This window comes from Flavobacterium sp. W1B (assembly GCF_047344965.1).
In the GTDB taxonomy this organism is placed as follows: Bacteria; Bacteroidota; Bacteroidia; order Flavobacteriales; family Flavobacteriaceae; genus Flavobacterium.
The window spans coordinates 2,409,135-2,423,683 of the sequence record NZ_CP178845.1; the positions used below are offsets into that span (position 1 = coordinate 2,409,135).

The following is a 14,549-nucleotide window of genomic DNA, read 5'->3' on the forward strand; positions in this document are numbered from 1 at the left end:
TTGATGTTATCAAAAGTAGTTTTTTTGCACGAGATTTCAAAATTATTGTTGCTAACGTCCTGGCGCTACAAGAGGTTTGGGATTAAAGATGCGCGTTTTTTCCATTATGCACAAATTTTCCAAATACAAAACCATTTTTAAATTAAGCCAAATGCCCAAATCTCTTGTAACGGCTGTTGGCAGTAGTGATTTTTTATTTTCCTTTGTAAATAATTAATACATCATATTTGTGCTTTTTCTTTTCCTCAAATTCAGTTTTCGTCCACATATAGATTGTATAATATTGATTAGTTACATCTTTTAAGGCTAATTGAACTCCTTGATATGGAGAAATTGTTATGCTTGGAGGTTTTTGAAATGCAGGTAATTTATTTCCACCAATTGTTTTAAGATTTTTAAAATAGATTGTGTCCAATTTTCCAAATGTTTTTTCATCAGGCTCATTAAAAGTAATGTCAGTTACTAAATAAACTTGATTTAAGAAATCAATTTTTTTTATCTCTGCAATATCAGTTTTTATATTTTCAACATCTATTTCTGCATCATTTACATTATTAATTTGAGATTGTAATTTGTTTTCAGAAATATATAATTCCTTATTAAGACTCAAAAATTGTTCGTATAATTTATAAAACCTATCATTAGTTTTGTCATTATTCTCTAAAAGGTCAGTGTTAGATTGTTTAATTTTTTCATTTTCAAATGAAATTTTCTGAAGTTCATTTTGTGTTGCTAAAATTTTAGAATTGATTTCATCTTTAGATTTTTGTAAATCAGATTTTGTTTCATTAGAAATCTCAATTTTTACTTTATCTACAATGTCATTGTACGAATTATAACCAAGAAATGAAAACACTCCAATCAAAACTGAGAATATTGCAACGTAAAATTGTAGTTGATACTTTAATTCGTAATATTCTTTAGATTCATTTCTAACTGCAATTCTTTTGTTGAATAAAATAATATTCCAAATAAGAAAAACTATTAAAGCAATAATCAGTATTACCAATAAAATGTAGAATGGTGTTTTCATATTTCTTATGTCAGATTTGAGTCTGCTTTATCATTACTGCCAACGTTCTGGCGCTACAAGAGGTTTGGGATTAAAGAGTCGAGTTTTTCCATTATGCACAATTTTACAAGTACAAAACCATCTTTAAATTCAGCCAAATGCCCAAATCTCTTGTAACGGCTGTTGGCAGTAGTTTTTATTCGATAGTAACTTTTCCTGAAGTTTCAAATAAAGGTTGCCCATTGAGATAAATCCTGATTTGATTTTTTGGAAAATTAGATGTTTCTTGTAGATAATATTCTGTCTTTAAATATGGTTTTAGAGATTTTATTAAATCTTCAACATATTGTTTATTTTCAGGGTTAAAAAACAATGTTACAGGATAATCAGGAAATCTGCCTATAAATGTATTTCCTTTTGGATATTGACCCAAATTATTTTCTGTTAGATATTTTTCTAATTGAATTGCAACTTTATTTCTTTGTGAACTACCTGATTCTATTTCAATAACTGTTAATGGATGATTTGGGTATTGCTTAATTAGTTCTTGTATATTGGAGTAAACAGAATTATCAATATTTTCGTTTGGATTTTTAAACTCATTTTGATAGTAATTTACAGTGTTTTGACCGCCGGATTGTCTATTTGTAACAATAAGCGCATTTGGAGCATTTATTACTTCTGATTTATTAACTTTTTTATCTCCTTTGATATAATCTCCTTTTATTTGAAAAGTGTTTGTGATTTTTGGATTTGTTTTTTCTATTTGTGGTTTTGATTGTTTTTCAATTTCTTTTATTTTCAAACCATAATGATTCCAAAAAAATGTAGAAACAACAGCAAGAATTGTAAATAGTGGAATTCCCCACATAGAAATTTTTTGATAAATTTGATATTGTTCTAACATAGATTTTTCTAAATAATTTAATTTTTGGTTATAACTTATTCTTTTTTCGAGTTTTAGGTAAAATTACTGCCAACGTCCTGTGGCTTTATGCTGTGGCGGCTTTTATCACGGACGTTTACAAATATACCGAAAAGGTTAGAAAGAAAATACTTCATTCGGAGAATGAAAACAAACACCGGCTCTTCCTATTATAAACCGAACCCCGCCATTGCATAAAACCGCTGTTATGTGCCGCTTTTTAATTTTTAAACCTTTAGTGAAATTATTTTTTCAGCGACTTTTAAACAATGCTCAATATTTCCTGTAACTCCAATCGTAGTAGTTTCAATTTCGTACAGCTTTTCAGCAATAGTTTGTTTATCGACACCTTTTATTTTTAGATTCATAATAGTTGGCGTATAGCTTTGGTACTCATCTCTTGGAGCAATATCATTTACACCAATTGGGTCCCAATCATTCCAAAGAATTTCGTCAATTTCTTGATATAGTATTTTGTATTTGCCTTTACTTCTGAATTTCTGTTTTAATTCGTTTTTGTCGAGTCTGTATTTTCCACTGATTAAATATTCTTTCCAAAGAAGAATGTTCTTAATTGTTATATCGTATCCAATTTCTGGGGAATCCCATTCTAAAATAACATCGGAAATTAACTTACCATCTTCAGTTGAACCATTCCAATTAAAAAAATCCGAACCGCTTAAAGCAAAACCAATTGTATTAAGATCTATCAATGAAAGTTTTCCTAAAATGGCATCGTTACATAACTTAATAAGATGTTCTTTCTTGATTTCAAATTCACCATCTTCAATACTATCAATATACACAGAAGTAACATCATAACTGGTTTGTTTTTGACTATTATATAAATCAATTGACAACTCTTCTGCTGTTAATTTATCTTCAAAATATTCTTTTAATTTTTGCTCTGTCATTGTTTTGGGATAAAGTGGCATATAACGTCCTGGCGCTACAATAGGTTTGGGATTAAAGATGCGAGTTTTTTCCATTATGTAAAAATTTTCCAAGTACAAAACCATTTTTAAATTAAGCCAAATGCCCAAATCTCTTGTAACGGCTGTTATGCCTCGTATTTTTTTATTTCATATATTTTCTAAAGGCTGATACTGTTTGGAAAATAAAAAAAGCTAAGATTATTTTAAGAAAATAATCCAAAAAATGAACAATAAAGCTAAAATTTGCATTTTTTGGATAAATTCTACTTAGGATATGTGTTGGATTCATAAGTTGGGGGAGTGAGCTAAAATTTTCACTGTAAATTACCCAAGTCCTATTTAAGCTACAATAATTCAAATTAATCGAATAACTCAATTCATCCGAAATTCCTACAATGATTAAAAAGTGGAATATTAGTAAAAAAAGGAATGAAAGCAAAACTGGTTTTAGCCAATTTAAACCAAAATCATTTGTTTGTCCTACCCATAAAACAAATCTATTTATGTTGAAAATTCTTTTATACCATTTTACTTTAATAAAAGATTCTTGTTTATAGGTTCTCATCTCTAAAGCTTTAAAATGCAAAGAAGATATTCGATTCCCTTGTTTGTCTAAAGCATATTTTAACTGTCTATATATTTCTTTTTTTTGTTCAAAAGTATGATGCGACGTCGTGGAGTCAGTGTTTAATTTATTATCGTCAAACCATTTTACGTTTGCTGTAATAATCTCTGTTAATACACTATTAAATATTTTAATTTTTTCAAAAGTGTTGAAAAAAACATTAAAAAAATGAAATTTACCTAAATTAGAATGTGCAATTGTTATTATAGAATTCTTCCCAAATGATTTTGCGGAAATTATTGAAAGTGTGGAATAATTGTAGAAAAAATCAAATATTAGATTATTAAAATTGCAATGATTAAAAACAATATTACTGTTATAATTGTCACCAGAAATCTTTGTATTAAGGATATTTGAAGAATTGAAATAAAGTGCACCTTCAAGTTGCTTTGAGACTTTAATAACTATTTCATTAATTTCATAATTGTTACCGTTTATAATAAACTGCTCACCAAATTTAGCAGAAGATATATGTACCTTATTTAATGTTCCTTGTTTTTTGTTTGTTTCGTCCCAAAGATTAAAAGTTATTGACTTTTTAAAAACTGTACCAATAACTGTTAAATTTTGAGAAATCGGAACAGCTGTAATAAATAAGTCATCATTAAATTCACCATCATTAAAAATTAAGTTTTCAACCTTTCCTGCCCAAATATAAATATCGTCATTAAATTTTGCATCAGTAAAAATGAATGAATTTACTTGAATGTTTTCAAATCTTATTTTTGAATTTATAAATGAATTACCACGAATTGAAATATTATTTATAATCTTTGCAAGTCTAATATCAAATTGATTATTTACAGTTGAATCGTTAATTTGAAAACTGCCTATCGAACAGATTATTGTTTCTACTTTTAACGAATTAATTATTGAATTATTTTGGATGTCAATTCCTCTCTGAATTTCATTTTCTCCGTTAAAATATAATCCTTCAATTGTTGTGTTTGAAAATTCAAGATGAGAATTGTTAAAATTAAACTCATATTCGTAATTTTCAGCTTTACAGTTGTTTAATGAAAAAGATTTTTTAAATATGCAATTTATGAATTTAATACCGCAATTTAAATCTATATCTTGAAATATTACAACATCATCAAAAATGCAGTTCTCAATTATTACCCCTGTTGCTATAATATTATTTTTCAGGTCAACTTTATTAGTGATTTTTTGGTCAATAATTTTCAAAGGTTGTCCCGCTAGAATAATTTCAATTTCAAATTGATTTCCTGTCATTTTCTACGGTTTTTTAATATGAGGCATAACTAGTAAATAACATCAAATATATACATCTTTTTGGAACTTCAGCAGCTAGTCAATAAGTCTTTTCTTGTTATTTTCATCTACCAAACTATCTAATGGGCTAGTAACCTTATCTGTTGCCATTTTGGTAACATGGGTGTAAATGGTGGTTGTTTTGATACTGGCATGTCCCAGAAATTTTTGAATGTAGCGAATATCGGTGCCGCCTTCTAATAGATGCGTGGCAAAACTATGTCTCAGGGTGTGTACAGTTGCTTTTTTAGATAAGCCGGACTTTTTTATTGCTTCGCGCATTACTGATTGTACGCTACCGGTACTGTAAGGCTCTCCTGCAAATTGTCCTTCAAAGACATAATGATTGGGTTGGTACAATTTTCTGTAATATTCTAGGGTGTTTACAATGGAGTAGGGCAGCATAACGATTCGGTCCTTTTTGCCCTTGGCATTCTTGATATGGATTTTGTGCTCCGTAAATAAGATGTCTTGCCATTGGAGGGTCACAATCTCGCTCACTCTTAAGCCGGCACCGTAGCCAATTAGTAAAAGTAATTTATGTTTTGGATTATCGACAACCCTGAAAATTTGTAAACATTCTTCCATAGTTAATACGGTGGGTAATTTTTTTTCTTTTTTGGGACGCGGAAGGCTAAGTTCAAAATTCTTCAATTTTAGAACTTGTTGGTAATAAAATTGTAAAGCATTTACAATGCTGTGTCCACTAGTGGCTGATAAACCTCGCTCCATTATCGAAGCCAAATATTTAGTCATTTCGGCTTGGGTAATCGTTTTTGGATCCCGATACTGATTATCCTTTAAGAATTTAAGGAAACTACTGGTATAGGTTTGTAAGGTCGAACTGCTGTAGTTTAAGGCTAAGATGGTGTCTACCATTTGAGAAATGTAGTCATGGGCGGCATCAGGGACTTGGTTAAAAATTCGAGATTTTGTTTGGCTTAAATCCAATTGTTTGCGATTAGGCAAATTTTGCTTCATCAAATAGCCCTTAGGCAACTGATTGCTTAATAGTACGTTATGCGGTTCAAATTGCAGTAATAAGCCTTCATAAACACTAGGCGCTGCGGGAAGTAAATAACAGTTTTTAACGGTGCTGTAGCGGCACATGGAGAAACGTTTTATCTTTTCCCGTAATACTAAATAAGGAGGCAAATATACTTCCATCCATTTGAGATCTTCGGGATGTGGTTGTAGAATTATTTCTTCACCATTAAAAACGCTTTCATTTTTGTAATAATCATTTGCAGGAAAAAAGGGAGATATATTAAGTATATTTTCGACCTGTTCCTGCACTTTGGCATTTCTCATAGCCATATACACCTTGTAATTGGCATTCCAATACACTCCTTTTACGGCTAATAATTGTTTGCTAATGGTCTGAAAATAGTGCATTTTAAAAACCCAATATTTGCCTAAATTAGGCAGTAATTCTAAACGCATTTTGGTTTTTAACGAATCGATATCCGTTATATGTTCAGGGTTATTCTTCTGTTGGGATGAATCTAACTGAAATTTGCTTGTAGCTATGTCTGGAAGGTCACGGCTTGGAGTTAAGCCGGCCAGCGGTTGCGTTTCCTTATTTTTTGGGTTTTCAATGAGCAAGTTTTCAAAAGTTTGGCTAATCAGCTTATAGTTGAAAACATTGTAATCCAAATACCAACAACGAAGGGATTTACTGAATACAGCCCCCATTTTTCTTAGTTGAGAATTAGTGGCGTTGTCGTATTTAAGAAAAAGTCCAATTCGATGTGCATCGCGATGCCATATCTTTTTTACAATAATTTGCATAAGGCGTATATATCAAAGAACTAAAATACAATTTTATTTCCGTAAATAAAATTTAAATAATTGATTTTTAGTGATATATGTGTAATTATTGTGATTTGTTTTTATTGACTTTCTTTTGATAGAAAATAGCAAATTTAGCTGTTTTGCGTGAGGGATGGCAGCGACATCCTTTTATGGAGCGTAGTGGAATAAAAGATAAAGCGTACAGCCCGACCCCGCAGTAGCATAGCGGAGGCGGGGTCACGCCCTGATGATTTTTGATTTAGGACAAACTAAATGAGTTTATCTGAAATGAAACAATTTGAGAAATTCTAAAATAAATTTGGTACTAGCAATCGGCGAGGTTTACTGCGATAGCTAATCCTCCTTCGGAAGTTTCTTTGTATTTGTTGTTCATGTCCTTGGCGGTTTGCCACATTGTATCAACAACTTTGTCTAAGGGTACTTTGGCATTTTTTGGGTCGGTTTCTAGGGCTAATTCGGCGGCATTTATAGCTTTGATTGCACCCATGGTATTGCGCTCGATACAAGGAATTTGAACCAAACCACCAATAGGGTCACAGGTTAATCCTAGATGGTGTTCCATAGCAATTTCGGCAGCCATCAAGACCTGTTCTGGGGTTCCGCCCATCAATTCGCATAGAGCAGCAGCTGCCATAGACGATGAAACGCCTATTTCGGCCTGACAACCGCCCATTGCGGCTGATATAGTAGAACCTTTTTTGAAAATACTGCCTATTTCTCCGGCAACTAACAGGAATTGTTTGATTTCTTTTTCTCCGGCCTGGTGATTTTCGATTACTAAATAATACATCAAAACAGCAGGAATAACACCGGCACTTCCGTTAGTAGGCGCGGTTACAATGCGTCCTAGAGCAGCATTGACTTCATTTACCGCTAAGGCAAAACAGCTTACCCATTTCAGGATTTGACGAAATTTTACTTCGGTCAGTCGGATTTGTTCTAGCCAGGTTTGCGGTGAATTGTAGTTGGATAAGCCAATAAGGTTTTGGTGCATGTCAAAAGCTCTTCGGCGCACGTTTAATCCTCCTGGAAGAATCCCTTCGGAATGGCAACCGATGTACATACATTCAAGCATGGTGTTCCAAATACGCATCAATTCATGATTGATGACTTCCTCAGAGCGCATGGATTTTTCGTTTTCGTAAACGATTTCAGATATTTTTTTGTTTTCGTTGTTGCAATAGACTAAAAGCTCGGCTGCTTTATCAATTGGGAACGGGAAAGCACATTCTATTTCTATGTTCTTTTTGGCGTTTTCTCGCTCTTCTTTTACTACAAATCCACCTCCAATAGAATAAAAAGTAGAGGAATATTCTTTTTCATCCGCTAAATAAGCGGTAAAAGTCAATGCATTGGCATGAAAAGGCAGAAATTCTTTATTGAATGCAATGTCTTGCAAAAAATAGAAAGGAACAGCAAATTCGTTTGCCAGTAGGATTTCGTTTTTATCTTCAATAGATTTTATGATTCCGGCAATGTTTTCTACGGGAATGTATTCCGGATCTTGACCGCTTAAACCCAGCATAACTGCCAAATCCGTGGCATGTCCTTTTCCGGTAAGGGAAAGCGAACCGTATAAATCAACTTTGACTCTAGTAATCGAATGTATTAAATTTTCGTCGCGAAGTTCGACCAAAAAACGTTCAGCTGCGCGCCAAGGTCCAAGGGTATGAGAGCTGGATGGTCCAACACCAATTTTTAACATATCGAAAACAGAAATACATTCTTTCATGAGTAGAGTAGGTTTAAAAAGGCAAATATAAATTAAAGAAATATAGTAATCTTAAGAAAAACGCTTTCAAATGTCATATTTAATAATTATTGATACTGTTTTTAATTAATCAGATATAAATATCCTTAATAAGGATTTGCTTTGAATTCAAAAAGTATCAAATTCTATTTCAAAATCTACCGTAATGATTGTGCCAAGGTTTAAGAATGTGACGGAATTAATATTCAAATTATTAGGTTTTATAGACAGCAGTTTCATTAAAATATTCGGCCTGCTTTTCTTTCAGTAAAAAATCTTTTACAGACATCAGCATCGCTTTATTGGAGGTAAATAATTCTCTGTTGAAATTGATAACCGTGGTGATGTCAATATTCTCTATGGGAACATTTTGTGCCTCAGAATAAAAATTGTTGAGTGCCGAGGTATAGTTTTCTTGTATGGAATCAAAAAGAATTTGAAGTATTTTGAAACTACCTTCTTCTTTTAAGGTGAGCAGCGCGTCCAATTGAATATAAAGAGATTCGGTTTCTTTTTTATTTTTAATGAAAAAATTATATTTTATTTCCTTCGAAGAGTTTCTCAGATCGTTAATATTGCTTCCTATGTCTTTTATGCTTTTTACGGAATGCATGGAACTGCGTACAGCCGAAATTAATTGATTTAATTCAGAATATTGTTCCGGTTGTAATTTTGATCTTAGATTGAGATAAAAGGCTTGTAATTCGCCTTGAAGTTGTTTTAGGGAATTGTATTTTTCTTCTTGACTTTTTATAAAGAATTTCCGTTTCTCGTTGTAGCTTTTAAATTCTGGATTTCCTTGGATTTTTTGTGTGTCAATCTTAAACAATTGCAAATTAAAAAGCATGGAATTATGGATGAAGTATTTAACTTCTCTTCTAAATAAATCTAAGGCTGTCAATGGTTCGGCAACAGTTGCATGCTTGATGAATACCGCGGCAGTTCCATCAGTGTCTTTAAAAAAACGCTCAAGAAAATGAGTGAAGGGATTTAATATAGGTAAGAAAACAAGAATCGAAAGGAGATTGATTAAGCTTGAAAAAGTAACTAAAGCTATCAGGGAATCCTTGATATTCAAAACATCGGTAATCAGAAAAAGAATTGGTTTTAACAATATAAAAACAAATAAGGTAATAATGAGATTGATAAGGAAATTGCCAAGAGCCACCCGTTTTTTTGAGGTATTTCCGCCGATAGCTCCTAGTACAATTTTAATTGTTGTACCAGTTTCTGAGCCTAATATGATTGCTGCGGCTATGGGAAAAGTAATAGCACCAACATGAAGTGCACTTAGCACAAGTGCTACGGTCACATTGCTAGATTGAACCAATACAGTAATGAGAAAACCTATAAATAGAAAACCTACCGCTGGCATGTCAGTATATTTAGAGAAATCAAAAATAGTTGCTTGGGCTTCCATTGCGGTTTTCATAAAGGAAAGACTAATGAACAACAAGCCAAATCCAAAAAGGAAAAAAGAAAGGTATTTGAATGTTTTTCGGTTTCCAAAAAGGATAAGCAGAAAGCCGCCCACACATACCGCAGGATAGGCAATTATTTCGATATCCATTTTAAAACCAAGAGTGGCAACCAACCAATTATTGAGAGTTGTTCCTAGATTGGCACCCAAAATAATAGCCATTGCATTTTTCATGGTAAATACTCCGGCTCCAACAAATGCCAAGACCATAAAAGAAACCATAGAGCCACTTTGAAGAATTGCAGTGACTATTGTTCCACCAGTTACGGCACCAATTTTATTTTTGGTAATGCGTTGCAGAAAATGTTTAAAACTCCTGGCTGAAAAGTTTTTTATGGATTCTTCTAACAAGTACATGGCAAAAAGAAACAGACCAATACCTGCAAAAAGTCTAAAGATATTATCGAATACTGGCATAACAAAAAGATATACTTAAAGATAAGGATAAAATAAATTATCAGCTATCTGGTAGCAAAAGAACTTTTGTGTTATAAAACGGAATTGGTTTTAGTAAGAAACAGTTTTCGTTTTATTTTTTAGACCAAGAAAATTACTTTTGATTATTCTATGGTAAAATACTTTTTTACTAATGTCATATCAATCGGTTTGTCTTCAGAAATTTGTACGAAATAGTCCAATTGCCATTGCTGTGTTTTTTTGGCTTGAGTATTTAAAGTCTTGTCCCAAGGCGGATAAACACGCATCGCTCGTTTTCCTTCTTTAAGTTCGTCTGAAAGGATTCCTTTATTGTGTAATACCGCTTTTGGAAAAATAAACTGTCCAAAATTGTTGTCTTTTTGACAGCTAATAATAAAAAAACCGATGCCATCTTCAATATGAAAAGGGGCAATGGGACCTTTTGGAATTCTTTTCCATAAAGTCACAAATTGCCCCGTTTTTGTAGGGGTTATTTTAGCCAGTCGGTAACAAACTAAGTGATTGTTTATTGTAAATGTATGAGCGTTGTATTTCTTGCTTTCGGTTTCTGCGACCGCTTCGGAGCATATAAAACCACAAGGATCATAAATCAATTCTTTGGCTAAGAGCAATTCTTTTGATAGCATAGAATTTAACTCGGGATTTTCTCGATTAAGATACTGTCGCCCGAGGCGTCCATATAGGTGCAGGTCATCTCGATAATGTCTACGCGCCACTTTGCAATACCACATTGGGCTGCGTGCGTGCAAAAAGTAAAATAATCCGTTTGTCCGCCCTGATGCATGACAAGATATTCAATAAAGCGTTCTTTATTTGCTATTGGAGCAATCTGGATTGTATTGTATTTTTTATCGGTACTCACCGAATAATCGTTACTGCCATAATAAGAAACACGGCCATCATTGACAAGGGTGTCGTATCCTTTTACGCCTAAATTGATTAAGTCTTGAATATAATTAGGGAAATCGGCACCTGTTTCTACTTTGTCATGTGCTTTTTTGATTTGTTCTATGGTAAACATATTTCTTTATTTTTAAATTGTGGATACAAGTGGGATTCTTGCTTTAGAGTGGTGAAAACAGGTTTTTTTAAAGTTGAATAAAATCGTCACTTTTAGGAAAAACAGCTAAGGCTTTTATCGCTATTTCTGGAACAGGATTGGCTAGTTTGCGCAGTTTTGTATCCATCCAAGCACCATCAACGGTTATTGTGGCACAAAGTTGGTCTTCTTCGTTTCTGAATTCGTGAATAATAGTCCAGCGCGAGGCATCAGCTTTCATTTTTGCCACTTTTGTATGCATGAAAATAATATCCGAGAGTTTGATTTCTTTTCTAAAAACACATTCTTCTCTAAAAAGAATCGGTCCAAAATGATTCATTTGAAATGCTTTCATGGTCAAGCCAAGGCTTTCCAAAATTTCGATACGATGTTGGGCGCCAAAGTCATAATAAGCACTGTGGCGAACGTGAAAATTAGGGTCAAGATCTGACCAACGAAAGGATAATTGTTTGCTGAAGGATGTCATTCTTACTTGGATTAAATTACGATTGACTTTCTGACTTAGAAAGATGCCGCAAATTTAGGGAATTCAAATGAAGTAGGCTCAGCTAATATCGCTTTTGATGGCTTGTTTTTATGAATAATAATGAAATGCTATTTGTGATAAAATGACAAATAAAAAGAAGGAAACCAAAAGAAATAGTATAAATATAGAGGAACTTCTGGGAGATTCTATTATTGCAATATTATCTTTATATAAGTCCATAACGACACCATTTGCACCATAACCTAAAATTAGTTTACAATCTACTTTACGGTCGTTTTCAATTATTGTAAAAGTATGTTTGGCACCAGTTATAGAGCTTTTTTCAGAAACAATTTCTCCGTTTAGTTTTATGGTTTCTTTTCCTAAGTAGGAATTAAAAACTTCTATTTTATTATCGCCTAGGTGAATGGTTGAAAATTTCATAGCTATTTTTTTAGTTTAATCAAACATAAGAATTTAATTACGAAATTTTACTAATAATGTTTGTAAATAAATTTTCACAAAGGTAATTTTCAACAATACTTTCCAGCTATGACAGTAAGAATTAAAGATTCCTTTAGCGTGTCAGTCAGTCTGAAATGTCAGTTTGTCAGATTAATTTACGACAATTTTAACAATTCCTGACAATTTCCTGTAGCCTCTGGCATTGGCACAATGATTGACTTATGCACCTTGAGTTATTAAAATAAGTGTATATTAAAATTTAAATATAATAAAAATGGGTAAAATAATCGGAATTGATTTAGGTACGACAAACTCTTGTGTTTCTGTAATGGAAGGTAATGAAGCAGTTGTTATTCCTAACGCAGAAGGAAAAAGAACAACGCCATCTATCATCGCTTTTGTAGAAGGTGGAGAAATTAAAGTGGGAGATCCTGCAAAAAGACAAGCAGTAACAAATCCTACCAAAACAATTGCTTCTATTAAACGTTTTATGGGTCATTCTTTTAGCGAAGTTTCGGCTGAGTCAAAAAGAGTTTCTTACAAAGTAGTAAAAGGAGACAACAATACACCACGTGTGGATATTGATGGTCGTTTATACACTGCTCAAGAATTGTCAGCTATGACGCTTCAAAAAATGAAAAAAACAGCTGAAGACTATTTAGGTCAAACAGTTACTGAAGCGGTTATTACTGTTCCTGCTTACTTTAATGATGCTCAACGTCAAGCTACGAAAGAAGCTGGAGAAATTGCAGGTCTTAAAGTTATGCGTATTATCAATGAGCCTACAGCTGCAGCTTTGGCTTACGGATTGGATAAAAAAGGTACTGATCAAAAAATTGCTGTTTACGATTTAGGTGGAGGTACATTTGATATCTCTGTTCTTGAATTAGGAGACGGAGTTTTTGAAGTATTGTCTACAAACGGTGATACTCACTTAGGTGGAGATGATTTTGACCACGAAATTATTGACTGGTTAGCTGAAGATTTTAAAGCGGCAGAAGGTATCGACTTACGTCTTGATCCAATGTCATTGCAACGTTTGAAAGAAGCTGCTGAGAAAGCAAAAATTGAATTGTCTTCTTCTGCTGAAACTGAAATCAACTTGCCTTACGTAACTGCTACAGCTTCAGGACCAAAACACTTAGTTAAAAAATTAACTAGAGCTCAATTTGAAAAATTAACTGACGCATTAGTAAAACGTTCTATGGAGCCAGTTGCTAAATCATTGAAAGATGCAGGTTTAACTGTTTCTGATATTGATGAAGTAATCCTTGTAGGAGGTTCTACTCGTATGCCAAGAATTGCTGAGGAAGTTGAAAAATTCTTTGGTAAAAAAGCGTCTAAAGGAGTTAACCCTGATGAGGTTGTTGCAATTGGAGCAGCTATTCAAGGTGGAGTTCTTTCTGGAGATGTAAAAGATGTATTGTTACTTGACGTTACTCCTTTATCTTTAGGTATCGAAACTATGGGTGGTGTTATGACAACTCTTATCGAGTCTAACACAACTATTCCAACTAAAAAATCTCAAGTATTCTCTACTGCTGCAGATTCTCAACCAACAGTTGAAATCCACGTATTGCAAGGAGCTAGAGCAATGGCTGCTGATAACAAAACTATTGGTCGTTTCCATTTAGATGGTATTCCACCTGCACCAAGAGGTGTTCCACAAATTGAAGTAACTTTTGATATTGATGCTAATGGTATCATCAAAGTTTCTGCAACTGACAAAGGAACTGGTAAATCTCATGACATTCGTATCGAAGCTTCTTCTGGATTAACAGCTGAAGAAATCGAGAAAATGAAAAAAGATGCAGAAGCAAATGCTGAGTCTGATAAAATCGCTAAAGAAAGAGCTGAAAAATTGAACGAAGCAGATGGAATGATCTTCCAAACTGAATCTCAATTGAAAGAGTTAGGCGCTAAATTATCTGACGAAAACAAAGTAGCTGTAGAATATGCATTGACTGAATTGAGAATGGCTCACCAATCTCAAGACATTCCTGCAATTCAAACTGCATTAGATAATATCAATGCTGCTTGGAAAACTGCTACTGAAGCAATGTACGCTCAAGGAGAGCAAGGTCAAGCTGCTGCACAGCCACAAACTGAAGCAGAAGGTGACAATGTTCAAGATGTAGATTACGAAGAAGTAAAATAATTTTGATACCGTAGAGACGGACTCTGTCCGTCTTTACTTTTGGTATAAAATAAAAAAAACCGAGCTAGTGATAGCTCGGTTTTTTTGTTTGTATATAAAAATTTAAACCCGACAGGTTTTTAAAAGCTGTCGGGTTTGTTTGTAT

At 33.2% G+C, this 14,549-nt stretch carries 12 protein-coding genes; 1 reads left to right on the forward strand and 11 read right to left on the reverse strand.

The window, feature by feature from the left end:
- Positions 1-193: 193 nt before the first annotated feature.
- The 11 genes from ACMDB5_RS10470 to ACMDB5_RS10520 form a co-directional block, all read right to left on the reverse strand.
- Positions 194-1,033, reverse strand: a complete 840-nt coding sequence (locus ACMDB5_RS10470) for a hypothetical protein (RefSeq protein ID WP_413998203.1) — start codon at positions 1,031-1,033, stop codon at positions 194-196.
- Between the two features lie 175 nt (positions 1,034-1,208).
- On the reverse strand, positions 1,209-1,817 hold the full coding sequence (locus ACMDB5_RS10475; RefSeq protein WP_413998204.1) for a hypothetical protein: 609 nt from the start codon (positions 1,815-1,817) through the stop codon (positions 1,209-1,211).
- Positions 1,818-2,164: 347 nt separating this feature from the next.
- Entirely contained in the window at positions 2,165-2,926 is a 762-nt protein-coding gene (locus ACMDB5_RS10480; protein WP_413998205.1) for a hypothetical protein, read from the reverse strand.
- A gap of 88 nt (positions 2,927-3,014) precedes the next feature.
- A complete protein-coding gene (locus ACMDB5_RS10485; protein ID WP_413998201.1) occupies positions 3,015-4,733 on the reverse strand; it encodes a hypothetical protein in 1,719 nt (572 codons plus the stop codon).
- A 75-nt stretch (positions 4,734-4,808) separates the two neighbouring features.
- Positions 4,809-6,563: a tyrosine-type recombinase/integrase gene (locus tag ACMDB5_RS10490; RefSeq protein ID WP_413998206.1), complete on the reverse strand. Its 1,755-nt coding sequence runs from the start codon at positions 6,561-6,563 to the stop codon at positions 4,809-4,811.
- 328 nt (positions 6,564-6,891) lie between these two features.
- On the reverse strand, positions 6,892-8,319 hold the full coding sequence (locus ACMDB5_RS10495) for an L-serine ammonia-lyase (protein ID WP_413998207.1): 1,428 nt from the start codon (positions 8,317-8,319) through the stop codon (positions 6,892-6,894).
- A gap of 232 nt (positions 8,320-8,551) precedes the next feature.
- Positions 8,552-10,234: a Na/Pi cotransporter family protein gene (locus ACMDB5_RS10500; protein WP_413998208.1), complete on the reverse strand. Its 1,683-nt coding sequence runs from the start codon at positions 10,232-10,234 to the stop codon at positions 8,552-8,554.
- Positions 10,235-10,377: 143 nt separating this feature from the next.
- Positions 10,378-10,881, reverse strand: a complete 504-nt coding sequence (locus ACMDB5_RS10505; RefSeq protein WP_413998209.1) for a MepB family protein — start codon at positions 10,879-10,881, stop codon at positions 10,378-10,380.
- A gap of 5 nt (positions 10,882-10,886) precedes the next feature.
- Positions 10,887-11,276 carry a DUF1398 domain-containing protein gene (locus ACMDB5_RS10510; protein WP_413998210.1) on the reverse strand — a complete coding sequence of 130 codons (390 nt, stop codon included), beginning with the start codon at positions 11,274-11,276 and terminating at the stop codon, positions 10,887-10,889.
- 67 nt (positions 11,277-11,343) lie between these two features.
- Positions 11,344-11,781 carry an acyl-CoA thioesterase gene (locus ACMDB5_RS10515; protein ID WP_413998211.1) on the reverse strand — a complete coding sequence of 146 codons (438 nt, stop codon included), beginning with the start codon at positions 11,779-11,781 and terminating at the stop codon, positions 11,344-11,346.
- Positions 11,782-11,889: 108 nt separating this feature from the next.
- The gene (locus ACMDB5_RS10520; RefSeq protein WP_413998212.1) at positions 11,890-12,225 is read right to left on the reverse strand and encodes a hypothetical protein; all 336 of its coding nucleotides are present in this window, start codon (positions 12,223-12,225) and stop codon (positions 11,890-11,892) included.
- 295 nt (positions 12,226-12,520) lie between these two features.
- Here ACMDB5_RS10520 and dnaK point away from each other — a divergent pair, with 295 nt between their 5' ends.
- The gene (gene dnaK, locus ACMDB5_RS10525; protein WP_413998213.1) at positions 12,521-14,404 is read left to right on the forward strand and encodes a molecular chaperone DnaK; all 1,884 of its coding nucleotides are present in this window, start codon (positions 12,521-12,523) and stop codon (positions 14,402-14,404) included.
- The last annotated feature ends 145 nt before the right edge of the window (positions 14,405-14,549 follow it).